This is a genomic window from Pseudooceanicola marinus (assembly GCF_020177265.1).
In the GTDB taxonomy this organism is placed as follows: Bacteria; Pseudomonadota; Alphaproteobacteria; order Rhodobacterales; family Rhodobacteraceae; genus Pseudooceanicola; species Pseudooceanicola marinus_A.
Map to the genome: position 1 here is coordinate 36,415 of NZ_JAIVMC010000007.1, position 24,808 is coordinate 61,222.

Here is a 24,808-nt window from a genome sequence, read left to right on the forward strand (position 1 = left end):
CCCGGCAGGGCCGCCCCTTTTGTCTCTGCGCATCCCACCGTTTAGGGGGGGCTCAGTCGCGGATCAGTTCAGCAGGTCTGACACGATACCGATGGCCGAGGCCACGGTCGCCGTGTCTCGGGCGATCCGGTAGACCTCGTTGTCGTAGCGCACGTAGCGATAGCCGTCGCCCGGCGCGCGCAGGCCGAAGCGGTCGTAGTCGCGGATCACCACGTAGCCGTCGGGCAGCCGGTCGCCCGAACGGTAGACATGGCGGCGGTCGTCAATCACCACGTCGCGGTCGCCGCGCTGCTGGTTGAACAGTTTCTTGGCCTGGCCCGGGGGGATGTTCCCTCCGCCCCAGCCGTTGCCATTTCCGTTGCCCGGGTTGGCATAGGCGGCGCCCGTCAGGGCGGTCAGGGCGGTGAGTGTGGCGAGAACGGTACGTTTCATGGCTATCTCCTTTCGCAGCAGGTTGCCTGACCAACGCGCGAAGGGAAGGGGAGGTTTCCGACCGGTCAACGGATGGGCGGGAAGGTGCCGCACCGGCGAGGCAACGGGCGATGTCCCGCTGTCTCTGTCGCGGCGGGACCGCCCGTAGCCTCACACATCCAGCTCTTCCACGAACCTTGCGTTCTCCTGGATGTACTGGAAGCGCAGCTCGGGTTTCTTGCCCATCAGGCGTTCCACCAGGTCGCCGGTCTCGCCCGGTTCGTCCTCGTCGATGGTCACCCGGATCAGCTTCCGCGAGGCCGGGTCCATCGTGGTTTCCTTCAGGTCCTTGGCGTCCATCTCACCCAGGCCCTTGAAGCGGCTGACGTCGATCTTGCCGCGTCCGCCCAGGCCTTTCTCCAGCCACATGTCGCGCTCTTCCTCCGTCTGGGCATAGACGTGGATCGGGCCCTGGGTCAGGCGGAACAGCGGCGGGCAGGCGAGGTAGAGGTGCCCCTGGTCGATCATCGGGCGCATCTGGCTGAAGAAGAAGGTCATCAGCAGGGCCGCGATATGGGCGCCGTCGACGTCCGCATCGGTCATGATGATGATCTTGTCATAGCGCAGATCGTCGATGTTGAACTTGGTCCCCAGACCGACGCCGAGGGCCTGGCACATATCCGCGATTTCCTGGTTGGCGCCGATCTTGTTCGACGCCGCCCCCAGCACGTTCAGGATCTTGCCGCGCAGCGGCAGCAGGGCCTGGGTGCGCCGGTTGCGCGCCATCTTGGCCGAGCCGCCGGCCGAGTCACCCTCCACCAGGAAGAGCTCTGTGCCCTCGCGGTTGGTGTTGGAGCAATCCGCCAGCTTGCCGGGCAGGCGGAGGCGCTTGGTTGCGGTCTTGCGCTGCGTCTCCTTCTCCTGCTTGCGGCGCAGGCGTTCCTCGGCGCGCAGCACCAGGAAGTCGAGGATGGCGCCCGCCGACTTGCTGTCGGAGGCCAGCCAGTTGTCGAAGTGGTCGCGCACGGCGTTTTCCACCAGCTTCTGCGCCGAGGTGGTGGCCAGCCGGTCCTTGGTCTGGCCGACGAACTCGGGCTCGCGGATGAAGCAGCTGACCAGGGCGCAGCCCCCCGTCACCAGGTCGTCGCGGGTGATCTGCGCGGCCTTCTTGTTGTTCACCAGCTCGCCGTAGGCGCGGATGCCCTTCAGGATGGCGGCCCAGAACCCGGCCTCATGCGTGCCGCCCTCGGGGGTGGGGACGGTGTTACAGTAGGACTGGATGAACCCGTCGCGCGTGGGCGTCCAGTTGATCGCCCATTCCACGCGGCCCGGCTCGCCGAAGCGTTCCTGGAAATCGACCCGGCCGCCGAAGGGCTGATCGGCATAGGTGGACGAGCCGTCCAGCGTTTCCTTCAGGTAGTCCGACAGACCGCCGGGGAAATGGAAGGTCGCCTCGGTCGGCGTGACCCCATCGTCGATGGCGGATTTCCAGCGGATCTCGACGCCCGAGAACAGGTAGGCCTTCGAGCGGATCGACTTGAACAGGCGCGCCGGCTTGAACTTGTGGCTGCCGAAGATCTCGGCGTCGGGGTGGAAGGTGGTGGTGGTGCCGCGCCGGTTGGGGGCGCTGCCCACTTCCTCCAGGGGCCCGAGGGGGATGCCGCGCGAGAAGCGCTGTTCCACCAGCTTGCGGTCACGGGCCACCTGCACGACCATCGAATCCGACAGGGCGTTGACCACCGAGGCGCCCACGCCGTGCAAGCCGCCCGAGGTCTCATAGGCCTTGCCGGAGAACTTGCCCCCCGCGTGCAGGGTGCACAGGATCACCTCCAGCGCCGACTTGCCGGGGAATTTCGGATGCGGATCGAAGGGCATGCCGCGGCCGTTGTCGCGGATCATGATGGAGTAGTCCTCCAGCAGCTCCACCTCGATGCGGTTGGCGTGGCCCGCCACCGCCTCGTCCATGGAGTTGTCGAGAACCTCGGCCACCAGGTGGTGCAGGGCGCGTTCGTCGGTGCCGCCGATGTACATGCCCGGGCGCTTGCGGACGGGCTCCAGCCCTTCCAGCACCTCGATGGACGAGGCGTCATAGGTCTGGGGTTCGGCGCCCTGCAGAAGATCGTCTGACATGAATGGTCCCGGCTGCTCTTTTGGTGATCTGGGTTGGGGCATTATGGCAGTGCGCGCAGGCCGGGGAAAGGCCCCCTGCGCGGGATGTGCACGGGCGTGCAAATGCCCCTGCGCAGGTCGCTGATTGCCGCAGCGGCATTCCGCAATAAGTTGGTGACGAAAGGAGCCGTCGATGACCGATCTGAGCCTGAACGAAGCCGCGCGTCCCCGTGCCCCCCGTATCCCCGGGGCAACCGATGCCCAGCGTCGGCAGGGCGGGCGCCTGGCGCTGATCCATGCGATGTACCTGCAGGACATGGTGCGCACGCGGACCCTGGTGGAGGAGATCGAGGCGGCCGCGACGCCCGATGAGGCCCGCGACAGTGCCGAGGCCCTGGCCGCCCGGCTGGAAGAGATGCCGATGCTGCGCAACCTGCGCCTTTTCGGATCGCTCTGCGGTCAGCACTGCGCCCACGTCATGGCCCACCACGACATCGAGGAGGCGCATATGTTCCCCCATCTCGACCGCACCACGGGCGAGGGATTCGCTCCGGTGCTGGCGAAGCTGCGCGCGGAGCATGAGGTGATCCATGCCCGGCTGGAGGCACTGGCCCTGGCCACCCAGCAGATGATGCAGGCCCCGGGGGCGGCGGCCTATGCCCCCCTGAAGGAGGCCTTCGACGCGCTTCATGCCGATATGGAATCCCATTTCGGCTACGAGGAAACGGAACTGCGCGAGGCGCTTGGCGTCTACGGCGGTGTCTGAGATTTTTGACGGAAAGGATTTGTCATGAGCAGCGACAGCAAACTGAAACTGAAGATCGTCATCGGCTCCACCCGGCCCGGTCGCGTGGGCCCCGACGTGGCCAACTGGGTCGACACCGGCGCCCGCGATCACGGCGGTTTCGCCGTGGAACTGGTGGACCTGGCCGACATCGGCCTGCCCCTGCTGGATGAGCCGAAGCACCCGGCGATGCAGGACTATAAGCACGACCACACCAAGAAATGGTCCGCGATCATCGGCGATGCGGATGCTGTGATCTTCGTCACCCCGGAATATGATTTCTTCGCGCCGGCCACGCTGGTCAATGCGCTGCAGGTGATCGCCAAGGAATGGAAGTACAAGCCCGTGGGCATCGTCTCCTATGGCGGCATCTCGGGCGGTCTGCGCTCGGCCCAGGAGCTGCGCACGCTGATTGCCAACAAGGGCGCCATGCCGCTGCCCAACGTGGTGCCGATCCCCATGGTCTTCCCGCTGCTGGAAGACGGCACGGTGAAGGCCAACGACCCGATGAAGGAAGGCCTGCAGGGCCTCTTCGACGAGCTGGTCAAATGGGGCCAGGCGCTGAAGCCGCTGCATTCGGCCTGATCGGGGTCTGACCGGGGCTTGATCCAGGCCCGAGATCCAGCCGGCGCCCGCCGCTCTCCGGCGGGGCGCCGGGTTTGCCGTCCGCCCTGGCAGCCCTCCACGGGGCGGGCGGCATGGAAACCGGGGCGTCCTTCGGGGCGCCCCTTTCTTGTCCCGGCCTGCGCCGCCGCTGGCGCCGCCTTGCACCGTCGCGATCCCCGGAACAGGCGGCCTTGCCGTGGGCCCATGCCCGGCCTAAGGGAGAGGGATGAGCACTCCGATGACATATGGCCGGCACCTGCGGGCGATCCTGATCCTGGGTCTGCCGCTGGCCGGCAGCCAGCTGGCGCAGATGTCGTTGTCGCTGGTGGATGCGGCCATGCTGGGCTGGTACGATCCCACCACCCTGGCCGCCGAAACGCTGTCCATGGCGCTGTTTACCGTGCTGTTCCTGGCCGGCAGCGGCTTTGCCGCGGCGCTTGCGCCGCTGGTGGCGGCGGCCGAGGGCAAGGGCGACACCACCCAGGCGCGGCGGCTGACGCGGATGACGCTCTGGCTGTCGGCGCTGGCCGGCGCGGTGATCCTGCCGATCCTGCTGTCGGCGGAGGCGATCTTCCTGGCCCTGGGCCAGACGCCGGCCCTGTCGGCCCTGGCGGGCGAGTACCTGGACATTCTGGCCTGGGGCATCTTCCCCGCCCTGGGGGCGATGGTGCTGAAAAGCTACCTTGCCGCGCTGGAGCGGACCAACGTGGTGCTGGTCGTCATGCTGGTTGCCGTCGTGGTCAACGCCATCGCCAACTACGCGCTGATCTTCGGTGCCTGGGGCTTCCCGGAGATGGGCATTCGCGGTGCGGCGCTGTCCTCGCTCCTGATGCACATCTTCACGCTGGTCTTCCTGGTGATCTACATCCAGCGCACCCTGCCGGAACAATCCCTGTTCCAGCGCCTTTGGAAGGGCGACAGCGAGAGCCTGGGGCAGGTCTTCCGCCTCGGCTGGCCGATCGGTCTGACCCTGGTGGCCGAGGTTGGCCTGTTCTCCGCCTCCTCGGTGCTGATGGGCTGGCTGGGTGAGCTGCCGCTGGTGGCGCATGGGATCGCCATCCAGATCACCTCGATGATCTTCATGGTGCACCTCGGCCTCAGCCAGGCGGTGACGATCCGGGCAGGCCGGGCACAGGGGCAGGGCGACATGCTGTCCTTCCGCCGCGGGGCCCACATGGCGCTGGTGCTGGCCCTTGCCATCGTCGGGCTGTCGCTGCTGGCCTTCCTGACAATTCCCGACGCGATGATCGCGGTCTTCCTGTCGCCCGACGACCCCGCGCGCGAGGAAATCCTGGCCGTTGGTCGGGGGCTGCTTTACGCTGCGGCGGTCTTCCAGCTGGCGGATGCCATGCAGGTGCTGGCGCTTGGCCTGTTGCGCGGCCTTCAGGACACCCGGCGCCCGATGATCTTTGCCGCCATCAGCTACTGGGTGGTGGGCGTGCCTGCTGCCTGGGTGCTGGGCTTCCCGCTGGGCTTCGGGGGCGTGGGGATCTGGCTGGGGCTGGCGGCTGGCCTGTCGCTGGCTGCCGTCACCATGATGACGCGGCTGTGGCGCACGGTAGTGCCACAGGCGGACGCGGAGGTCGCGGCGCGGGCAGGCTAGGGGGAGAGGGGGCTTTGCCCCCCTTGGGCCCATGAGGGCCCAATTCCCCCCAGAGTATTTTCAGCTGTCGGATGAAATGAGGCGGAGCCCGGGTGGGGCCGCGCAGGGCTCAGTCGCCCTCGCGCTCACGCAGCAGGCGTTCGGCGCGCTTGCGGACCAGCACCGTGCGCAGGTCGTGCATGGCCAGGAGCAGCGGATCGGTGATCGCGTCCAGCTCCTCGTCCGTGGCGCGGGTCTGCACCCATTGCGCGGTGGTGTTCAGGTGATCGACGGAGCGGAAGATGTCATCCAACTCGCGCGCCGCCAGAACCTCGCGCCGGGCCTCCATCCACTCGCGGATCGCCGCCAGGTCCTCGGCGTCCAGCTGCCGGTCGCCATGGGGCTTCACCTCGCCGTTGCGGATGTTGACCACCGCGATCTGGTCCATGGCGATGCGCCGCTGGCGGTCCTCCGTCGTCACCCGAAAGACGAAGGCGCCGTTGTCGCGGACGCGGAAGTAGTAGGGGGGCAGCTCGGCGGACATCAGGCTCCCTTTCAGGTCAGGCCGTCGCAGAAGGCCTGGATGCGGGTGCAGGCCTCGATCAGGTTCTCTTCCGAGGTGGCATAGGAGATGCGGAAGTTCGGGCTGAGGCCGAAGGCCGCGCCGAAGACGGCGGCGACGTCGTTTTCCTCCAGCAGGGCCGTGGCGAAGGCCTCGTCGTTGTCGATCAGCGTGCCGCCCTTGCTGGTCTTGCCGATCAGCCCGGCGATGGAGGGATAGACGTAGAAGGCGCCGTCGGGTTTCGGGCAGGTGATGCCCGGAATGGCGTTCAACATCTCCACCACGATGTCGCGGCGGCGCTTGAACAGGCGGTTGTTGGGGGCGATGAAATCCTGGGTGCCTTCCAGCGCCTCAAGCGCGGCCCACTGGCTGATGGTGCAGGGGTTCGAGGTCGACTGGCTTTGGATCTTGCGCATGGCGCCGATCAGCTCCACCGGGCCGGCGGCATAGCCGATGCGCCAGCCGGTCATCGCATAGGCCTTCGATACGCCGTTCACCGTCAAGGTGCGGTCATAGAGGCCGGGTTCCACCTCGGCCACGGTGCAGAAGGTGAAGTCGTCGTAGACCAGGTGTTCGTACATATCATCCGACAGGATGTGCACCTGGGGGTGGCGCATCAGCACCTCGGTCAGCGCCTTCAGCTCGTCCCAGCTGTAGCCCGCGCCGGTGGGGTTGGAGGGCGAGTTGAAGATCAGCCACTTGGTGCGCGGCGTGATCGCGGCCTCCAGCGCCTCGGGGGTGATCTTGAACCCGGTTTCCAGAGGCCCTTCGATGATCACCGGCTCGCCGCCGGCCAGCAGCACCATATCGGGGTAGCTGACCCAATAGGGTGCGGGGATGATGACCTCATCGCCGGGGTTCAGCGTCGCCATCAGCGCGTTGTAGAGGACCTGCTTGCCGCCCGTCCCGATCGAGACCTGGGCCGGTTCGTAGTCCAGCCCGTTGTCACGCTTCAGCTTGGCGCAGACCGCGCGTTTCAGTTCCGGGATGCCGTCGACGGAGGTGTATTTCGTCTTGCCCGCCGCGATGGCGGCGACGGCGGCCTCGTTGATGTTGTCGGGGGTGTCGAAGTCGGGTTCGCCCGCCGACAGGCCGATCACGTCGCGCCCGGCCGCCTTCAGCTCCAGCGTTTTGTTGGTCATCATGATCGTCGGAGAGGGTTTCACACGGGCCAGCGTGTCGGAAAGGAAGGCCATGGCGTCGGGCTCCGGTTTGTAATGTGCTGTCCTCCGTCTTAGGCTTGGGGCGCGCGCCCCGCAAGTTGCATCGGCCCGGGCGGGCGGGCCCCGTGGGATAGGAGACCCAGATGAGTGACGATTGGTATTCGGCCGAGAACGCCACCTTCGGCGACCGGATCGAGGCGGCACGGTCCGCGGCCGGAATGACCCAGGGCCAGCTGGCCAAGCGCCTGGGGATCAAGCTGGGCACGCTGAAGTCCTGGGAACAGGATCTGAGCGAGCCGCGCGCCAACAAGCTGCAGATGCTGGCGGGGGTTCTGGGCGTGTCGCTGGCCTGGCTGCTGTCGGGCGAGGGCGACGGCGTGGCGCCGCCCGACGAAGGCGGAGAGCTGGACGCCACCGCCCTGGCGACCTTGCAGGAAATGCGCGAGCTCCGCAGCCAGATGTCTGGCATGGCCGACCGCCTGGCGCTATTGGAGAAGCGTCTGAGGCAGACCCTGAAGGACCATATCTGATGACCGACGCGCCCATCCCCTCCGCCCCTGTCGAATCCTACCCGCAGGGAGAGCCGCGTGAGACGCGGCTGAAGCGCATGAAGATGCGCTCGATGCGGCGCGGCATCAAGGAGATGGACATCATCCTGATGCGCTTTGCCGAGACGGAGCTGGACGGGATGAGCGACGCGGAGCTGGACGACTACGATGCGATCCTGACGCAGAACGACCAGGATCTCTACCAGTGGGTGTCGGGGCAGAAACAGGCCCCCGCCAACCTGGCGCCGATGATCGACCGGATCGCCGGGCACAAGTGAGCCCCCGTGCGACGGAACGCGAAAGGGCGGCCCCGGGGCCGCCCTTTGTCGTTTCCTGTCCTGCGCAGGGTCAGCGCCGCCGCAGCTCGCTGCGCAGCACCAGGACGTAGCCACCGATCACCAGCAGCATCAGCGCGAACCAGGTCAGCGCGTAGCTGAGGTGCGAATTGCGGAAGCTGACCACGGTGCGGCCGCCGCGCGGCCAGGCCTCCGGGGCGGCGCCCGTCTCGGCATCGACGAAATAGGGGGCTGCGCGGGGCAGGCCCAGGGCCTCGGTCATGGCGCCGATGTCGCGGCGATACCAGCGGCCCGCCTCCGGGTCGTTGTCCTGGGAAAAGAGCCAGCCCTCATCCTCGGAGATGCGCAGCAGGCCGGTGATGGTCACCGGGCCTTCGGGGCGGGCGTAGTCGTCCGACAGGGCGCGATCCTCGGGGACCACGCCGCGGTTGACCATGACCACGGTGCCGTCGTCGCGGCGCAGGGGGGTCAGCACCCAGTAGCCGGGGCCGTAGTCCGACGGCGTGTAGACCTCCAGCGTATCAGCATGGTCGTAGGTGCCCGAGAGCGTCACGCGGGTGTATTCGTCGCCCTCGCGGGTGATCCCGGCCCAGGCCTCGGGCCCGGGGGCGGCGACGGGATCGGCGTGGACGCGGGCGTCGACCCGTTCGATCAGGTCGGTCTTCCACTGCAGGCGCTGGACCTGCCAGGTGCCCAGCCAGGCGAAGCCCGCAATGCCGATCACGGCCAGCAGGGTGACGATGATCAGGCGGGGCCAGCGAAGGCCCCGCGACGCCGGGTCACGGTCGGGGGCAGGGGAGGAGGAGGGAGTGGGGGTCATGGGGGCCTCGGTCAGCCGGGGTTTCTTGGCACATGGGGAGCAGGGCAGGGCCCTTCAACGGAAAGGGGCCGGACGATCCCGCCCGGCCCCTCCCCTTGATCTGACGGAGGCTGGATCAGCCCTGCTGCGATTGCAGCGACATCATCTCGTCCATGTCGGGCATCGGCATCATGTTCTGGTTCATGTTGTGCATGACCCAGAGAGAGCCGATCAGCACGATCACCAGGATGATGACCGAGAAGATCGTGGCCACCAGGGTCCAGCCCTGTTCCACGTTCTTGTTCACGTGCAGGAAATAGACCAGGTGCACGATGATCTGCAGCCCGCCCATGCCCATGATCAGGCCGATCAGGACCTCGCGGGACAGGCCGGTGTCGCCCATGACCAGCCCGAAGGGCAGGACGGTCAGGATGACGGCCATGGCAAAGCCGGTCATCAGCGAGCCGAAGGTGCCGTGGCCGCCGTGGCCCTCGGCGTGGTGGGTTCCGTGGTCGTTGCTCATCAGATCAACCTCACGAGATAGACGAAGGAGAAGACCCCGATCCACACCAGGTCGAGGAAGTGCCAGAACATCGACAGGGTCGACAGGCGCCGCATGTTGGCGCCGATCAGCCCGTGCATGCGCAGCTGAACGGTCAGTGTGACCAGCCAGATGATGCCGCCGGTGACGTGCAGCCCGTGGGTGCCGACCAGCGCGAAGAAGGCAGACAGGAAGGCGGAACGGTCGGGCCCTGCGCCGATGTGGACCAGGTGGCGGAACTCGTAGATCTCCATGCCGATGAAGCCCAGGCCGAAGAGGCCCGTGACGATCAGCCAGGTGATCGTGGTGTCCAGCCGGCCCTTGTCGGCCGCCAGCATGGCCATGCCGAAGGTCACCGAGGAGATCAGCAGCAGCGCCGTCTCGATGGCGACAAAGCCCGGTTCGAACAGGTCCGCGGGGGCAGGGCCGCCCGCGTAGCTGAAGCCGAGGACCGCATAGGTCGCGAACAGCGCCCCGAAGATGATGCAGTCGCTCATCAGGTAGATCCAGAACCCGATGGGGGTCGGGCTCTCGTGGTGGTGATCCGGGTGGTGATCGGGGCCGTCAGGGCCCTCGATCTTGCCGGTCACGGGGGTGTCGAGCATGGTCATGCGGCGGCTCCCTTGCTTTCGGTGGCCGCGATTTCATCCGGCTGGATGTAGTAGTCGCGGTTGTAGTTGAAGGTGTGGCCGATGCCGATGGCGAGCATGGCCAGGAAGCTGACGATGGCCAGCCACCAGATGTACCAGACCATGGCGAAGCCGAAGACGAAGGCGAAGGCCGAGATCAGGACGCCGGTGGCGGTATCCTTCGGCATGTGGATCGGCGCATAGTCCGTCGACCACTTGAAGCCTTCCTGCTTCATCTTCCAGAACATGTCGCGCCCGGTGACCTGGATCTCCTGCGGGAAGTTGTACTTCTGCGGGGGAGACTGGTTGGCCCATTCCAGGGTGCGCGCGTTCCACGGGTCACCGCCGCAGGCCAGGGCCTTGCGGTTCTTGATCGACACGTAGAAGCACATGAAGGTGCTCAGGATGCCGAACAGGATGATGACGGCGCCGATGGCGGCGACGATGAAGTAGGGCTGCCAGCCGGTATCGGCGTAGCTGTTCATCCGGCGGGTGACGCCCATCAGGCCAAGTGCATAGAGCGGCATGAAGGCGACGTAGAAGCCCACGAACCAGCCCCAGAAGGCGCGCTTGCCCCAGCGGTCATCCAGCTTGAAGCCGAAGGCCTTGGGCCACCAGTAGGTGACGGCGGCATAGACCCCGAAGACGACGCCCCCGATGATCACGTTGTGGAAGTGCGCGATCAGGAACAGGGTGTTGTGCAGCTGGAAGTCGACCGGCGGAATGGCCAGCATCACGCCCGACATGCCCCCGATGGTGAAGGTCACCAGGAAGCCGATGGTCCAGTACATCGGCAGCTCCAGCCGGACCGAGCCGCGGTACATGGTGAACAGCCAGTTGAAGATCTTCACCCCTGTCGGCACCGCGATGATCATTGTTGTGATCCCGAAGAACGTGTTCACGTCCGCCCCGGAGCCCATGGTGAAGAAGTGGTGCAGCCAGACGACGAAGCTGAGGACCATGATGCAGGACGTCGCCCAGACCATCGTCTTGTAGCCGAAGAGCGGCTTGCCCGAGAAGGTCGCCACGATTTCCGAGAACACCCCGAAGATCGGGATGATCAGGATGTAGACCTCCGGGTGGCCCCAGATCCAGATCAGGTTGATGTACATCATCGCGTTCCCACCGAAGTCATTGGTGAAGAAGCGGAAGTCCATGTAGCGGTCGAGCGTCAGCAGGGCCAGCGTGGCGGTCAGCACGGGGAAGGCCGCGACGATCAGCACGTTGGTGCACAGCGCGGTCCAGGTGAAGACCGGCATGTCGAACAGCTTCATCCCCGGGGCGCGCATCTTCAGGATGGTCGCGATCAGGTTGATGCCCGACAGGGTGGTGCCCACACCGGCGATCTGCAGCGACCACAGGTAGTAGTCCATCCCCGGCCCGGTCGAATAATTCGCCCCCGACAGTGGCGGGAAGGCCAGCCAGCCGACACGGGCAAATTCACCGATGAACAGTGAGATGTTGACCAGCAGCGCACCGGCCACCGTCATCCAGAACGAGAAGTTGTTCAGGAAGGGGAAGGCCACGTCGCGGGCACCGATCTGCGTCGGCATGACGTAGTTCATGATCCCGGTGACGAAGGGCATGGCCACGAAGAAGATCATGATCACGCCGTGTGCGGTGAAGACCTGGTCGTAGTGATGCGGCGGCAGATAGCCTTCCGCGCCGCCGGCGGCCATGGCCTGTTGCGCCCGCATCATGATGGCATCGGCAAAGCCGCGGATCATCATGATGAAGCCAAGCACCATGTACATGATGCCGATCTTCTTGTGGTCGATCGAGATCGCCCAGTTCTTCCAGAAGGGCACCCAGAGACGGAATTTCGTCATCAGGGCCAGGAAGATCAGGCCGCCCAGGGCGATGCCCAGGAAGGTGCCGATCAGGATCGGTTCCTGGTAGGGGATCCAGTCGAGGGTGAAACGGCCCGTGAGCCAGTTCCAGGTCTCGGCCGGTTGTACGTGTTCGGTAGCCATCAGTGATCGGCCTCCTCATGCGTCGCGCCGTGGTCGGCGGAATGGGATGCCTCGGAGCCTTCGTCATGGCCGGCTCCGTGGGCGGAGTAGTCGGGGGTCTCGCGCGGGACCAGGTTGCCGAAGCCGTCGATCGACCGGGCGTGGTCGTAGGAATAGGCCGCGCCATCGGCGATGCCTTCCAGGCCGCCACCGCCCATCATGTCGGTCATCATCATGTGGCTCATGCAGACCTGGCCCTCTTCCACGCACATCTCGACGATGCGGTCGAACAGCCCCTCCTCGACCTCGCCGTAATAGGCGGGTTCGACGTTCATGCTGGGCTGTTCCAGCTCCAGGTAGCTGTCGGCGGTCAGCGGCTCTGCGCCACGGGCCTCTTCGACCCAGGCCTCGAAGCCTGCTTCGTCCATGGCCAGCGTGTCGAAGGTCATGCCGGCGAAACCGGGACCCGAGTAATGCGCCGAGCGGCCCGGGTAGGTGCCTTCCTCATCCGCGATCAGGTGCAGCTTCGTCTCCATCCCGGTCATCGAGTAGACCATGCCGCCCAGGGCGGGGATCGACAGCGTGTTCATCACCGTGGAGGAGGTCAGCGAGAAGTTCACCGGACGCCCCGCGGGGATCGCCAGTTCGTTCACGGAGGCCACGCCCAGGTCGGGGTAGATGAACAGCCACTTCCAGTCGAGCGAGACGGCCTGTACCTCGACCGGCTCACCTGCATCCAGGTGCGTCAGGTCGCGGTAGGGGTCCAGCCGGTGGGTGTAGACGGCGGTGTAGTAGCCAAGCGCGATGATGATCAGGATCGGCACGCCCCAGACGATGAATTCCAGCTTGGTGGAATGCGCCCATTCGGGATCGTAGTCGCTCTTGTCCTTGCGGTCCGCGCGGTACTTCAGCGGGAAGTAGACCGACATGAACAGGACCGGCAGGATGACGATCAGCATCAGCACGGTGGAGATGATCAGGAGGTTGCGCTCCTGGTCGGCGACCCAGCCCGAGGGGGCGAGGACGTGATACTGGCATCCCGAGAGCGCAAGCGCGCCCCCTGCGGCCAGCAGGAGTTTGAGTGGTCGGAACAAAGTCTTGCCTCTTGTTCTGTCCGCGGGGCCGGAGGGGGGAGAGGGGGAGGGCCAGCCGACACGGAGAGCGAGTTTGCGCGCCCGGGCTACGCCCTGTTGCCGCTGACAACAGCGGGACCGATTGACGCACCTGTGCCGTAGGGTGCTGAAAGTAACGTATAATTGAGAAAAGGGGCCGTTTCCGCTCGAAGAAATTTGACTTTCAGATGCGAATTTCGGGCATTCGGATGCTGCGTTGCAGCTTCGGGTTGTGCGGCGGCGCGGCGAAATCGGGCCTGCGCGACTCACCTTTGGGCCGGTTCCTTCAGGGAAGGGGCGCATCGGGACAGCCGCCGCCGTATGAGGCCCCGAATGGCGGGCCTCGGCCGATCTGCCGACTTTCGCATGGCGTGTGCAAAGTGACTTTCTCACCGAGCGCGCAGGGGCGCCTCTGAAAGCGGGCCCTTGGCGGGCAGGGGAACTCTAAAGCGGCGGGGCCACGCGACCCGGGGGAGGCCCGCATGTCGTCCGGGCCGTCTGCTGCGTCCGTGTCAGGGCAGCGCGTCCACCAGGATCGCGTTCAGTTCTGAGCCGGTTCGGCGCAGGGCTGCCAGCGTCTGGAAGGCATCCGAGGCCCAGAAGGTCTCGGCGCTGCTCCGGTCGGGGAATTGCAGGATGAAGGCGGCGTCGGGCAGGACCCCCATGCCTTCCAGGGACGACGGGTTCCCGCCTCGGACGAGGAAGCGCCCGCCATGGGCTGCGACCACATCGGGGATCTTGTCGAAATACTCCGCCATCCAGTCCCGGTTGTGGATCTGCATCTGGCCGATCACGAAGGCGCCCATGGTCCTCTCCTCCTGCAAAAGGCTGCTGGGGACAGCATAGGCGGGGCAAACGGGATCCGACAACACGGGCGGAGGACGCGCCCGAACGGGGCGGCGCGAGTGTCAGTGAGACGAAGGCGTTCGCCGCGGCGGGGTCAGTAGATGTAGCGGATCTGATCGCTCCAGAACCGTTCGACCTTGCGGAGCGAGGTGGTGATCTCGTCCAGGCCGGAGAAATCCAGCACGCCCCGCCCTTCCAGCCCCTCGGCGTGGCGGGCGAAGAGGTCCGAGACCACCTGGCGAATGTCGCGGCCCTTCTGGGTCAGGCGCACCCGGACCGAGCGGCGGTCGATCTCGCAGCGCTCATGATGCATGTAGCCCATCTCCACCAACTTCTTCAGGTTGTAGCTGACGTTGGACCCCTGGTAGTAGCCGCGCGTCTTCAACTCCCCGGCCGTCACCTCGTTGTCGCCGATGTTGAACAGCAGCAGGGCCTGGACGGCATTGATTTCCAGCACGCCGACGCGCTCGAATTCATCCTTGATGACGTCCAGCAGCAGCCGGTGCAGCCGTTCCACCAGCGCCAGCGCGTCGAGATAGCCGTCGTGGAAATCCTGCGGCGCGCTGTGCGGGCTGATCGCGTTCTGAATGCTCATCCAAGTCTCCGTCGCAAGTCTGCTCGGCGGAAACTGGGGCAAATTCCCGAAAATCCGGTTAATTCCAAATGGATGCACCGCGCTATGGTTAACGGCCGGCCTGCCGGTCGCGGGGCTCAGCGCCGTTGCAGACCGGCGCGCGGGGCGGAGGAGGTGCCAGCCACCGGCAGGACCTGCAATTCGCGCAGCAGCTTGCGCGCCATGGCCTCTTCGAAGTCGGCAAAGCCGAGCGCGGTTTCGGTGAAGGCGTCAGGGCCGCGCAGGACGTAGGCGCGGAAATAGGCCGAAAGCTCTGCCGCCTGGGCGGCCTGCCCGATGACGAGCCCGTTGACGGTCACCGCGCCCATGGCGATCTGGCCCGGGTGGGCGCCGGTGTTGTGACGCCCGTCGCCCGACAGGTCCAGCACCCGGCGCCAGCAATCGCCTTGGGTGGCCAGTTCGGTCGCGCCGAAGGCCAGCGCCGGACCGATGGCGGTCGAGGGCTCCATCGGTTGCCGCCGCGCGGCCAGCAGGCGGGCGCGGAAAGCGGCCAGAGCCTCGGGGCCGTCGATGGCCGCCCAGGGGGCCAGCACACGCTGGTCCTGCGGCCCGCTCCATTCATAGACCATCAGGCGCACCGGGGCCTGGGGCAGGGCAAAGAGCGCCTCGCGCACCTCCGGGTGGTCCAGGGCCCGCGCCAGCCCCTGCAATTGCAGGGCGTATTCGCCATCATCCACCGATCCCGACACGTCGAGGCCAAGCGCCAGCGCCTCGCGGCACTGCTGGGCGCGGGCCGGGGCAGCCAGCAGCAGGAGGCAGGCGAGGATCAGCCGCAGCACCCTGGCGCCTCCGGTGTGGGGCCCTGACCCAGGCGCAGGTCGTTCATCTCGCGGAACAGTTTCAGCGTCATCGCGCGGCGGAAATCCTCGTAGCCGCGCGCCACCTCGACGAAAGCGCTCGGGCCGTGGCGCAGCTGGCCGAGGAAATAGGTCACCACCTCGCTTTCGGCGCCGCCCTCGGTCACGGCCAGGCCGTTCACGGTGATGCCGGCGAAGGGGAAGTGGCGATAGGCCAGGCCGGGTCCGAAACCGTCGTTGCTGATGCCGTCCCCGGAGAGGTCGATCACCTGCCGGTCGCAGGCCGGCGCGGTGGCCATCAGGCCCGCGCCATGGCCCAGGGCATAGCCCATGGCGGTGGGGTAGCCCTGCCAGGCGCGGCGCGCGGCGGCGATGCGGGCCACGGCGGCGTCGATGTCATCATTGTCCGACAGCAGCACCCAGGGCAGGATCTGCGCCTGCTGGTAGCGGCCGCTCCATTCGTAGACCGACAGGGCCACGGGGCCGCCGCCGTTCAGGATCACGCCACGGATGTCGGGATCGTCCAATGCCGCGGCCAGACCGTCACGCTGCAGCGCATATTCCCGCGCGTCGACGGAGGTCGAGACGTCCAGCGCCAGGGCCAGAGCCAGCCGACAGGGCTGCTGCGCCAGCAGGGGCGCGGCGAGCCAGGAGAGGGGGAGAGCGAGAAGGCCGGCCAGAGCCGCCCGTTTCAGTCCTGCCGTTCTCCCCCCCTGTCGCATCTTACCAGTGCCCGGTGTTTTCCATCGAGGCCCAGGGCTCGGCGGGCTCCAGGCTGTCCCCCTCCTGCAGCAGCTCCACCGAGATGTTGTCGGGGCTGCGCACGAAGGCCATGTGGCCGTCGCGCGGCGGGCGGTTGATGGTGACGCCGGCATCCATCAGCTTCTGGCACATCTCGTAGATATTGCCGACGCTGTAGGCCAGGTGGCCGAAATGGCGGCTGTCGGAGGGCAGTTCGTCGTCGCCGTCCCAGTTGTAGGTCAGTTCCACCGGGCACTCTTCCTGACCTTCGGGGGCCATGAAGATCAGGCTGAACCGCCCCTGCTCGCTGTCCATGCGGCGGGTTTCGCGCAGGCCCAGAAGTTCGAAGAAGGCCATGGTCTTCTCCAGGTCCTTCACCCGGACCATGGTGTGCAGATAGCGAACCTTCATGTCAGGTCGTCCTTTCGATCTTGTTCTTGTCGCTGCCCGCCACGGGGCGCGGTGAGCAGGGCTGGCCGAAAGGTAGCAGGCCACGGGGGTTTGTCGATCCCAAAGCCCGGGGGACGCGACGAGGGCGGGCCCGTGCCGGATCAGAAGGCGGAGCGGATGCTCAGCCCCAGCCCGGTGCGGTCGCTTTCGTTCAGCGAGACATTGGACGAGGTGACCGAGCTTTCCAGCGTCATCACCGGGTTGAAGCCGTAGTAGTCGACATCGCGAAATACGACCTCCACCCCCGCCATCAGTTCCTCGTCGCGGCGGCCGTCGAAGGTGTAGGGCGAGGCGTCGAAATCGCGAGCGCGGGCCTCCAGTGTGAAGGCCGGGTCTGCGCCCAGAGCCGCCTTCAGCCAGTCCATGTCGGGGGCCACGCGGGCGCCGAGGCGCAGGTCCCGGTAGTCCGCGGTCACGCTGTCGGAAACGGAGCGGGTCGCCACCCCGTAGACCGACAGCTGTCCGCCGGTCCAGGCGTGGTCCCAGCTGAGCGACAGCAGCCCCACATCCGCCTCGGGCGCGTCGTCACCCCGGCGCGCCTCCAGCGTGAGGCCGGTGGTCAGCCGGTTGCGCGGGTCGAGGTTGTGGCTGAACCGTGCACCGGCGCGCAGGAAGTGGCCGTAGGGATCGCCGCCGTACCAGTTCTGGCCGGCCCATCCGGTCAGCACCAACTCGTTCTTCTTGTCGCCGAACATGATCCGGCGGCTGAGGCCCGCCGACAGGCTGGAGGTGGCGAAATCGCGGCCCTCCGCCTCCGGTGCGGCGTCCTTTGCTTCATTGGACAGCACGTAGGTGGAATGGCTGACGCGCAGCAGAAGATCGGTGGCCCGCCGCGGGGTCTCGGCCAAGCGATAGCGGGTGTCGGCGCCGAAACTCAGCTCGACCCCGCTCAGCGCCTTGGCGGAGTCGGAGAGGATGAACTCGAACGGCAGCCCGTCGATGGTGAAGGTGTCCTCGGCGGAGCCGTTGTTGACGTTGTCGGTGGGGGTGACGGCAAAGCGCAGTTGCGTCGACCATGGGTTGCGCAGGCGCACATACTTGAAATCCCGGATGGCACGGGCGCGGGTGCGCGCGTCGGGGGCTTCCTCGGTCGCGCGGCGCAGCCACAGCTGGGCGCGTGTGCGGTGGCCCGCGCTGGACAGGGCCTGGGCGCGCACCATCGCGGCCGCGTAGCGTTCCTCGGGCGTGGCGGCCACGTCCCAGGCGCGGGCCGCAGCGTCGATGGCGGTGTCGTAGCGGCCCAGGGCGCGTTCCGCCTGTGCCAGCAACAGCAGCGCGCTCAGGTCCTCGGGGTCCCGGTTTAGCAGGGCCAGGGCAAGTGAGACCGTCATCGGGGCGTCGCCCCGGGCCATGCGCAGAGCCGCCAACCTGCGCATCTGCTCGGGGGTGAGCCTGTGCGTGCTGTCCGGTGCCGTTTCGGCCGGGGGGGAAACCTGGGCCACAGCCGACGGCCCAGGCAGGGCCGTCACGGCCAGGGCCGCGATCAGGCCGAGGGACAGGCGCAGCCCGGACGGGCTCCGGCATGGACCCCGGCGCCGCAGGCGTGGCGGGGACCCGGGGCGTCCCCGGGGCATGTCTCCGACAGAGCGGTTACCGCGCATCCCTGCCTCACCGGTACAGGATGAAGCCGCCGGTTTCCTGGACCTGCACATTCGTGTCACGCGGATCGGTCGAGGTCACGACGACGATCCCCACCATTTCCTCCGCGTCCAGGTCGTTGTCGGCGCCATCGGACAGGACCGCATAATAGGTGCCCGTCTCGAAGTCGTCGCCGTCGTTGGGATCGCGTGAGATCATCCCGCCGGTCGCTTCGCCGTTGGCGTCCAACGCGTTCGGGGCGACGACAAGGTTCAGCACCGGCAGAGAGGTGACCGTGCCGTCCATCGCCGCGGTGATGTCGCTGGTGATGTCGTTGCCGTTCTCGTCGAAGACGCGGCGGTTGGTGATCTCGCCGGTGACGGCGCCGGCGCCGTCGAAATCCTCGAAGTCGATGGAGGCGGTCATGTCGCCCTGGGTGTATTCGATGCCGCTGCGCCCGTCGAAGACCCGCACCCCGGCATAGCCGCCGGAATAGGTGGCCTGGCCGGTGGACGGGGCCGGCAGGGTAACCGATCCGTTCCGCTGGTAGACGAAACCACCAAAGCCGTAGCCGGAGTAGTTGCCGCTGCGCACGATGGCGAACTCGGTCTGGCCGCTGTCGGAGACGCCGTAGATGGCGCGGTGCAGGAACTGCTCGATCGGCGCGCCGGTCTCGCTGTCCTGGTAGCTGGGGGCGCCTTCGTAGATGGCATAGCCGCCGAAGGTCGAGGTGGCGCCGAGCGACCGCTGGTAAGTGTTGTCGCCGTCGAAGGCCAAGCCATCGACGATGAAGGTGTCGTCACCGCTGTTGTAGCTGACCGCAGTGACGTAGCCGCCGCCATCTTCGGTCTGACCTTCCCGGCGGAAGATGGACTCGTCCGGCTCCGGCGTGCCGGTACCGGGCGGCAACTCGCGATCGCTGGAGATCGGGCTGCCGTCATCGCCGTCGTCATCATCGTCGGTATCATCAGGGGTCTCGTCGACCACCTCGTCTTCGTCGAAGGGGTTCGACGACCCACCACATCCGCTGACGGTCGCGACCGCCAGCAGCAACAGGATCCACATCCGCGCCATATCACTGCCTCTGCTCAAGCTTGTCTGGCCTCTGATGGGCCGCTTTGGGCAAAACGGTTGCCCGACCGCCGAAAAAAGTCAATTGCCCTTGGCGCTTACCCTGCGCTCTTCACCCGACTGCGGCGGAAATGCCCTACCGCATCTAGAGGTTCCGCTCCCCCGCGCCACAAGATACCTTTGGCGCGACACCGATCTAGTGGAAAGGATTCGCCCCATGACGCTCTCTGCCGACCAGCAGGCCGAAATCGACGCCCTGCGTGCCGAGACCCATCAGACCCTGCGGGCCACCGTGCCGGGGATGGAGGCGCATCTTTACAAGGCCTACCCGGTGCTGGATCACGGCTTCGTCCGGGTCGTCGACTATATGGGCGACGATTCCGCGATCTGCCAGGCGGCACGCGTCAGCTACGGGCGCGGCACCAAGTCGGTGCAGAACGACGAGGGGCTGATCCGCTACCTGATGCGCCACTGGCACTCGACCCCCTTCGAGATGTGCGAGCTGAAGCTGCATGTGAAACTGCCGGTCTTCGTCGCCCGCCAGTGGATCCGCCACCGCACCGCCAACGTCAACGAATACTCCGCCCGCTACTCGATTCTGGACCGTGAATTCTACATCCCCGGGCCCGAACATCTGGCGGCGCAATCGGTGGTCAACAACCAGGGCCGGGGCGAGGCCCTGACGGGCGAGGAGGCGGCCCGGGTGCTGGAATACCTCAAGGCGGATTCGGCGCGGGCCTATGACCACTACGAGGAGATGATCTCGGACGAGGGTCAGCAGGGCCTGGCCCGGGAACTGGCGCGGATGAACCTGCCGGCGAACATCTACACCCAGTGGTACTGGAAGGTGGACCTGCACAATCTGCTGCACTTCCTGCGCCTGCGCGCCGATGCCCACGCCCAATACGAGATCCGCGTCTACGCCGAGGAGATCTGCAAACTGGTCGCCGACTGGGTGCCCTTTGCCTACAAGGCCTTCGAGGATTACCGCCTGGGCGCGGTGACGCTTTCGTCGCAGATGGTCGAGTGTTTGCGCCGGATGCTGAAGGGCGAAGAGGTGACGGAAGAGAATTGCGGGATGAGCAAGCGGGAATGGCGGGAGTTTATGGGGACGTTTGAGTGAGCCGTTTGGTGCCGGAAGGCGCGGATGATCCGCGCTTTTCGGGGCTTCTTCGGGAGGTTGACGGAACAGCGGTTGTTTTGCGCCTTGAGCGTGGAGTGCGCGACGAGGAGCGTAAGTTTCGTTCTGCGCATGACTTGTTAGCGAAACAGCTAGAATTGGCCTCGGAAGGTAGGTCAACGCGTGTGTCGGCTCAGATTTCTGGTGATCGGGTTGTTGCTGAAGAGATCGGAGAGCACTTGCTTCCTGGTCTCAGTGATGTAGCGCTCGAGAGCTTTACGCTCTCATCCTATATGGATTCCCCAGCTGCGCTGACAGGTTATGACATTATTGGCCTGCAAGCAGTCGATGCCACTTTGCGCGTGAAAGATTGTACTCTTCGCAATCTGCTGTTTGGTAGCCTAACTCTACACGCCCAAGGTACGGTTAGACTCGAAGATTGCAGGGTCGGCCGCTTAGTTTTATCGGGCAACGGTGAGCCGGACATTGTTTTGTCAGGAGGACGGGTTTTGGTAATTGAGGTTCAGGATGAGCCTAATCTTCGGAGTTTAAATCTGTCGGGCGTTCAGATCTCCAGACAACCTGTAAAGGTCTCGCAAATCCCCAAAGATCTGCCGGCCTGGCTGCGGCTGGATGCCGTTTCGTTTCGCCGACTGCACAAATGGGCGCAGGACAAGGAAGACGTGAAATTGGCGCACCAGATGCGCGGTCATCAACTTTCGGTCGACTACTACCTGTCGGATCGCACCGAACGGCCCTTCATGTACCTCTGGCGGCTCTTCGGGAACTACGGCCTTAGCCTCTGGCGCCCAATGGCGTGGCTCCTCGCTTCCAATCTACTCTTTGGGACGCTGCTCTATTGTACAGGCACTGTGGCGACCGATGCCGTCCTGCCCGTTGCCAACGCCGTTGCTCCCGGGACTGACGCTGCCAATGCCGCAACTCTTGCTGCTGATGGTATCGCCGCCGCTGAGGCCTCCCTCGGCTGGCGCAGTGTCCTGATCGGGGACGGGCAAGGCGCCCAGCTCTCCCGCGCTATCGTCGGCGCGACCGAAGCCATCTTCTCTCCGGTCAACGTCTTCTCCATCCGCAAGCTCGTCCTGCCAACGGAGCCATGGGTTGCCGTGGTGCAATTTCTCTACAGCTACCTCTGCCTTGGCCTGATCTTCCTCTTCGGCTTCTCGATCCGCCGCCGATTCAAGATCTAAGCGCCAAGGGCCGCGCCCTCCCGTGGGGGAGGGAGGGCGCGGCCCGGCGTTGCCGCCGGGCGGGCCGTTGTGGCTGGTGTGCCCGTTGCTAAATTCCCTGACGTCTTCTAGCCCTGTCTAGGCCGCGCCGCACCCCGTGGGCCGGGGGCACCCCGGCCGCCTATCGGTCGCGGGCCTCCACCTCGCGCCCGAGCACAACATCCCCACCGGGCGTCCTTCCCGCCCCCCGGTGTAGGCTGGATGCCAATCCACCGAGCCCCATCAATACTGCCCCATCTCCCCGGCCAGCAGCTGGGTGAAGGCCGTGGGCGGCAGGGCGCCCGGGTTCGCGAAGGGATCCGAAAAGGCGAAGATCACGAACATGATCACCCCGGTATAGCCCCCGTAAAGCGACAGCAGTGCCAGGTGCAGGGGCGTCGGCGCGAAGGTGAAATAGGGCACCGCGACGCAGACCACCCCGGCCAGGGCGGCGAACCAGAACAGGCCCGACAGCTCGCGCGCGGCGTTGTTCTCGCGCTTCTGGCGCAGCTCGGCGATGGCCTGGGCCTTTGCCACCATATGCGCGCGCAGGTCCGTCTGGCGCAGGGTCGCGGGGGCGAGGTTCAGCGCCGTCTCGTAGATGGCCTCGCGCAGGATCCAGCCCTCGGCGGTCAGCTTGCCCGTCTCCGACAGTTCCGCCCATTCGTGGTTCACCACGTGGCGCAGGTAGGCGGCTAGGGTGCCTTGGACCTCCGCCGTCACCTCCTCCCCGGCATCAAAACGACGGATGTCGTTGAAGATGTCGGCGACGGCCGTGGCCTCGCTCACCAGATCGGCGCGGATCTCGGAATAGTCGATCAGTTCCTGGGCGAAGACCAGCGCCAGGATCAGCCCGTGCAGGGAGGCGATGCGGAAGATGACGGAGCCGGCCAGGTCCTTCGTCTCGGTGGTCTGGCGGCCACCCCAGATCCTGCGCGTCAGGGCATAGATGGCGAAGATCACGGCGATATTGGCCAGGGCGATCCCCACGCCCAACCCGATGTCCGACAAAGTCACCCGCGGTCCTCCCTGCGGCCCCGGCCTGCTGCCGCTGCGTCAACAGGTTAGGCGCGGGCGCGGCGCGCTGTCCAGCACCCGGATGCGGGCAGGGCAGAGGGGGCGCATGTGATCCAGGGGGGCGATCCGCGCGTATCCTTGTCGAACACCTCGGGAGGTCTCATGCAACTCGTCACCCTCTACCTGATCACCGCGCTGGTCTTTCTCGGCCTCGATGCGCTCATGCTGAAGAACGTCATGCGGCCGCTTTTCGAAAGCCGGCTGGGCGACCAGATCCTGGAGGACCCGCGGATGGTGGCCGCCGGGCTCTTCTACCTCGCCTATGTGGGCGGGCTGCTCTATTTCGTGTCCGTCCCGGCGCTGGAGGCGGGTAAGCCGTCTCAGGCCCTGCTGAACGGGGCGCTGATCGGGGCGATGGCCTATGGCACCTACGAGGTGACCAACTATGCCGTGCTGCGCGCCTGGTCGCCGGTTATGGTGGCCGTGGACCTCAGCTGGGGCACGGTGCTGACCGGCGTGTCGGCGGCCCTGGGGGTCTGGGCGACCCGGGCGATCTTTCCCGCCGCCTGAGGGACGTTTTGGCGATTTGCGGATGGGCGCGGCGCTGCTATCCTCCTGAGGATATTTGCATGAGGGACATCCGATGAAAGCCGTTTTCGCCGCCGCCGCGCTTGCCGTGGCCCCGCTGGCCGTCGCCGCCGAAGGCATGGTCGTCAATGACATCTACACCGGCACCACTGCCGGTATCAGCTATGGGGGGCTGTCCTACTACGACAGTCCGGCGATCACCGCCTATCCCTCCGGCGCCAACTATTGCCCCGCGGGCCTGCAGCCCGTTCAGCTGGGCGGCGAAGTGTCCTGCGGCACGCCCAATGCGGCCGGTGACTGGAACCGGCATCCGGTGCGGACCTGGGGCTGGTCCGGCGCGGTCGACTACGGGTCGAAATCGCCCAACTGATCTGGCCGACAAGGCGGAAGACCGGCGGGCGTCCCCCAGGGGCGCCCGTTTCGCATTCATGTGATCGGGGCAGGGGGCATTGGTCCTGCGTGATCTGTCATTTTTCTGTTACATCGGGGCGCAGGAGGAATTGCCATGCGTCCTTTCGCACCGCTTCTGGCCCTTGGCCTTTTCGCCGGTCCGGCACCGGCCGCCAGCCCCCTGGCGGAGGTGGTCTGCGACAGCACACCGCGCCTTGAGGCGCGGCTGTCGGGGGCGATGAACCAGCGAAGAGAGGCCATGGGCCTGCGCGATCCGGAACAGGTGATGGAGGTCTGGCTGGCGCCCGGCGGTGCCTGCACGCTGGTCGCGGCCTATGCCACGGGGCGGTCCTGCATCCTGGCCATGGGCGAGGCCTGGCAGGACGGCTTGGCCCGCGCGACCGCCGCAGAGCGGGATCCGAGCTGACCACGAAGGCAAACGTGAACCCCGATCTTGCAATGCAAAGGGGATTCACGGGCTGTTTGAAAACCCCGGCGGGGCCGGGACGGACCGGGGAATGCCGGTCAGAGCAGTTTCAGGTCACCCGCCATCTGGCGACCATCACGGCCCTCGGTCAGCTCGTAGCCGACCTTCTGGTTGTCGGCCAACCCGGTCAGGCCCGAGCGTTCGACTGCTGAAATATGCACGAAGACATCCTTCCCGCCCTCTTCGGGTTCGATGAAGCCGTAGCCTTTCGTCGTATTGAACCATTTCACGGTGCCTACAGGCATGCCGTTTCTCCTCTTGCCGTTCCACCCCGACATACGGGGGTCTTTCATCACGGCATCCAAGGCCCGCTAAAGGGGGCTTTGCCTGCCAAGCGACATGGTCAGGATTGCATTCACTATGTAAAAAGCAAGCAAAACCGGGGCTGCATTCGGATTCAGTCCCATTTTTGGCATTTTTGACGAAAGGGACAGCGATGCGCGTTTATGGGCTTAAGACCTGTGACACCTGCCGCAAGGCAATGAAGGCTCTGGAGGGGGCGGAACTGGTGGATGTGCGTAAGGATCCGGTGCCCGGGGCGCTACTGGAACGGGCGCAGGCGCAATTCGGCGAGGCGCTGGTCAATCGCCGCTCGACCACCTGGCGGGGCCTGGATGAGGCCGAGCGCGCCCGTCCGCCGCTGGATCTGCTGGCGGATCATCCCTCGTTGATGAAACGCCCCCTTATCGAGGACGGCGAGGATCTCTATCTGGGGTGGACGCCCGAGGTGCAACGCGCCCTCGGCGCGGGCTGAGAAGGAGACGGCGGT

At 66.1% G+C, this 24,808-nt stretch carries 29 protein-coding genes; 11 read left to right on the forward strand and 18 right to left on the reverse strand.

Annotated features, from left to right (window positions below):
- Positions 1-63 precede the first annotated feature (63 nt).
- Entirely contained in the window at positions 64-432 is a 369-nt protein-coding gene (locus LC066_RS12740; RefSeq protein WP_224899598.1) for an RcnB family protein, read from the reverse strand.
- Between the two features lie 150 nt (positions 433-582).
- Positions 583-2,541: a DNA topoisomerase IV subunit B gene (gene parE, locus LC066_RS12745; protein ID WP_222477725.1), complete on the reverse strand. Its 1,959-nt coding sequence runs from the start codon at positions 2,539-2,541 to the stop codon at positions 583-585.
- 172 nt (positions 2,542-2,713) lie between these two features.
- Here parE and LC066_RS12750 point away from each other — a divergent pair, with 172 nt between their 5' ends.
- From LC066_RS12750 to LC066_RS12760, 3 genes are all read left to right on the forward strand, one after another.
- Positions 2,714-3,286: a hemerythrin domain-containing protein gene (locus LC066_RS12750; RefSeq protein ID WP_224899601.1), complete on the forward strand. Its 573-nt coding sequence runs from the start codon at positions 2,714-2,716 to the stop codon at positions 3,284-3,286.
- Between the two features lie 24 nt (positions 3,287-3,310).
- Positions 3,311-3,889, forward strand: coding sequence for an NADPH-dependent FMN reductase (locus tag LC066_RS12755; protein WP_224899604.1), 579 nt, complete (start codon positions 3,311-3,313; stop codon positions 3,887-3,889).
- 247 nt (positions 3,890-4,136) lie between these two features.
- Positions 4,137-5,513 carry an MATE family efflux transporter gene (locus LC066_RS12760; RefSeq protein WP_222477731.1) on the forward strand — a complete coding sequence of 459 codons (1,377 nt, stop codon included), beginning with the start codon at positions 4,137-4,139 and terminating at the stop codon, positions 5,511-5,513.
- 109 nt (positions 5,514-5,622) lie between these two features.
- Here LC066_RS12760 and LC066_RS12765 read toward each other — a convergent pair whose 3' ends face one another.
- A complete protein-coding gene (locus tag LC066_RS12765) occupies positions 5,623-6,036 on the reverse strand; it encodes a hypothetical protein (RefSeq protein ID WP_222477733.1) in 414 nt (137 codons plus the stop codon).
- Positions 6,037-6,047: 11 nt separating this feature from the next.
- Positions 6,048-7,250 carry a pyridoxal phosphate-dependent aminotransferase gene (locus LC066_RS12770; protein ID WP_224899607.1) on the reverse strand — a complete coding sequence of 401 codons (1,203 nt, stop codon included), beginning with the start codon at positions 7,248-7,250 and terminating at the stop codon, positions 6,048-6,050.
- A 110-nt stretch (positions 7,251-7,360) separates the two neighbouring features.
- Here LC066_RS12770 and LC066_RS12775 point away from each other — a divergent pair, with 110 nt between their 5' ends.
- On the forward strand, positions 7,361-7,747 hold the full coding sequence (locus LC066_RS12775; RefSeq protein ID WP_224899610.1) for a helix-turn-helix domain-containing protein: 387 nt from the start codon (positions 7,361-7,363) through the stop codon (positions 7,745-7,747).
- Entirely contained in the window at positions 7,747-8,043 is a 297-nt protein-coding gene (locus tag LC066_RS12780) for a succinate dehydrogenase assembly factor 2 (protein WP_222477739.1), read from the forward strand. Before LC066_RS12775 ends, LC066_RS12780 begins: the two co-directional genes overlap by 1 nt.
- A 70-nt stretch (positions 8,044-8,113) precedes the next feature.
- Here the strand turns inward: LC066_RS12780 and LC066_RS12785 are convergent, their stop codons facing one another.
- From LC066_RS12785 to LC066_RS12840, 12 genes are all read right to left on the reverse strand, one after another.
- Positions 8,114-8,881 (reverse strand): SURF1 family protein, encoded by a 768-nt coding sequence (locus tag LC066_RS12785; protein WP_224899613.1) that lies wholly within the window; start codon positions 8,879-8,881, stop codon positions 8,114-8,116.
- Positions 8,882-8,996: 115 nt separating this feature from the next.
- On the reverse strand, positions 8,997-9,383 hold the full coding sequence (gene cyoD / locus LC066_RS12790) for a cytochrome o ubiquinol oxidase subunit IV (RefSeq protein WP_224899616.1): 387 nt from the start codon (positions 9,381-9,383) through the stop codon (positions 8,997-8,999).
- On the reverse strand, positions 9,383-10,012 hold the full coding sequence (gene cyoC / locus LC066_RS12795) for a cytochrome o ubiquinol oxidase subunit III (protein ID WP_412103239.1): 630 nt from the start codon (positions 10,010-10,012) through the stop codon (positions 9,383-9,385). Before cyoC ends, cyoD begins: the two co-directional genes overlap by 1 nt.
- On the reverse strand, positions 10,009-12,003 hold the full coding sequence (cyoB, locus tag LC066_RS12800) for a cytochrome o ubiquinol oxidase subunit I (RefSeq protein ID WP_222477745.1): 1,995 nt from the start codon (positions 12,001-12,003) through the stop codon (positions 10,009-10,011). The genes cyoC and cyoB overlap by 4 nt, the downstream gene beginning before the upstream one ends.
- Positions 12,003-13,076 (reverse strand): ubiquinol oxidase subunit II, encoded by a 1,074-nt coding sequence (gene cyoA / locus LC066_RS12805; RefSeq protein WP_222477747.1) that lies wholly within the window; start codon positions 13,074-13,076, stop codon positions 12,003-12,005. Before cyoA ends, cyoB begins: the two co-directional genes overlap by 1 nt.
- A 530-nt stretch (positions 13,077-13,606) precedes the next feature.
- Complete coding sequence (locus tag LC066_RS12810; protein ID WP_224899619.1) at positions 13,607-13,900, reverse strand: DUF1330 domain-containing protein; 294 nt, start codon at positions 13,898-13,900, stop codon at positions 13,607-13,609.
- Between the two features lie 134 nt (positions 13,901-14,034).
- The gene (locus tag LC066_RS12815; RefSeq protein ID WP_222477752.1) at positions 14,035-14,535 is read right to left on the reverse strand and encodes a MarR family winged helix-turn-helix transcriptional regulator; all 501 of its coding nucleotides are present in this window, start codon (positions 14,533-14,535) and stop codon (positions 14,035-14,037) included.
- A gap of 116 nt (positions 14,536-14,651) precedes the next feature.
- Positions 14,652-15,353 (reverse strand): DUF1194 domain-containing protein, encoded by a 702-nt coding sequence (locus LC066_RS12820; protein ID WP_318246717.1) that lies wholly within the window; start codon positions 15,351-15,353, stop codon positions 14,652-14,654.
- A complete protein-coding gene (locus tag LC066_RS12825; protein ID WP_224899622.1) occupies positions 15,341-16,093 on the reverse strand; it encodes a DUF1194 domain-containing protein in 753 nt (250 codons plus the stop codon). Before LC066_RS12825 ends, LC066_RS12820 begins: the two co-directional genes overlap by 13 nt.
- Before the next feature lies 1 nt (position 16,094).
- On the reverse strand, positions 16,095-16,523 hold the full coding sequence (locus LC066_RS12830) for a VOC family protein (protein ID WP_222477759.1): 429 nt from the start codon (positions 16,521-16,523) through the stop codon (positions 16,095-16,097).
- Positions 16,524-16,663: 140 nt separating this feature from the next.
- Positions 16,664-17,893 (reverse strand): surface lipoprotein assembly modifier, encoded by a 1,230-nt coding sequence (locus tag LC066_RS12835; RefSeq protein WP_224899625.1) that lies wholly within the window; start codon positions 17,891-17,893, stop codon positions 16,664-16,666.
- Between the two features lie 277 nt (positions 17,894-18,170).
- The gene (locus LC066_RS12840; protein WP_224899628.1) at positions 18,171-19,214 is read right to left on the reverse strand and encodes a hypothetical protein; all 1,044 of its coding nucleotides are present in this window, start codon (positions 19,212-19,214) and stop codon (positions 18,171-18,173) included.
- A 214-nt stretch (positions 19,215-19,428) separates the two neighbouring features.
- Here LC066_RS12840 and thyX point away from each other — a divergent pair, with 214 nt between their 5' ends.
- Both thyX and LC066_RS12850 read left to right on the forward strand, forming a co-directional pair.
- Positions 19,429-20,334 carry an FAD-dependent thymidylate synthase gene (gene thyX, locus LC066_RS12845; protein ID WP_224899631.1) on the forward strand — a complete coding sequence of 302 codons (906 nt, stop codon included), beginning with the start codon at positions 19,429-19,431 and terminating at the stop codon, positions 20,332-20,334.
- The gene (locus LC066_RS12850; protein WP_224899634.1) at positions 20,331-21,539 is read left to right on the forward strand and encodes a hypothetical protein; all 1,209 of its coding nucleotides are present in this window, start codon (positions 20,331-20,333) and stop codon (positions 21,537-21,539) included. Before thyX ends, LC066_RS12850 begins: the two co-directional genes overlap by 4 nt.
- A gap of 261 nt (positions 21,540-21,800) precedes the next feature.
- Here LC066_RS12850 and LC066_RS12855 read toward each other — a convergent pair whose 3' ends face one another.
- Entirely contained in the window at positions 21,801-22,574 is a 774-nt protein-coding gene (locus LC066_RS12855) for a DUF4239 domain-containing protein (protein ID WP_224899636.1), read from the reverse strand.
- Positions 22,575-22,736: 162 nt separating this feature from the next.
- On the opposite strand from LC066_RS12855, the gene LC066_RS12860 reads away from it, so the two are divergent.
- From LC066_RS12860 to LC066_RS12870, 3 genes are all read left to right on the forward strand, one after another.
- A complete protein-coding gene (locus tag LC066_RS12860; RefSeq protein WP_085887541.1) occupies positions 22,737-23,144 on the forward strand; it encodes a DUF2177 family protein in 408 nt (135 codons plus the stop codon).
- Between the two features lie 73 nt (positions 23,145-23,217).
- Positions 23,218-23,532 carry a hypothetical protein gene (locus LC066_RS12865; RefSeq protein ID WP_224899640.1) on the forward strand — a complete coding sequence of 105 codons (315 nt, stop codon included), beginning with the start codon at positions 23,218-23,220 and terminating at the stop codon, positions 23,530-23,532.
- 135 nt (positions 23,533-23,667) lie between these two features.
- A complete protein-coding gene (locus LC066_RS12870; RefSeq protein ID WP_224899644.1) occupies positions 23,668-23,979 on the forward strand; it encodes a hypothetical protein in 312 nt (103 codons plus the stop codon).
- 98 nt (positions 23,980-24,077) lie between these two features.
- Here LC066_RS12870 and LC066_RS12875 read toward each other — a convergent pair whose 3' ends face one another.
- Positions 24,078-24,284 carry a cold-shock protein gene (locus tag LC066_RS12875; RefSeq protein ID WP_085887538.1) on the reverse strand — a complete coding sequence of 69 codons (207 nt, stop codon included), beginning with the start codon at positions 24,282-24,284 and terminating at the stop codon, positions 24,078-24,080.
- A 191-nt stretch (positions 24,285-24,475) separates the two neighbouring features.
- Between LC066_RS12875 and LC066_RS12880 the strand changes: the two genes are divergently transcribed.
- A complete protein-coding gene (locus LC066_RS12880; protein ID WP_224899646.1) occupies positions 24,476-24,793 on the forward strand; it encodes an arsenate reductase family protein in 318 nt (105 codons plus the stop codon).
- The last annotated feature ends 15 nt before the right edge of the window (positions 24,794-24,808 follow it).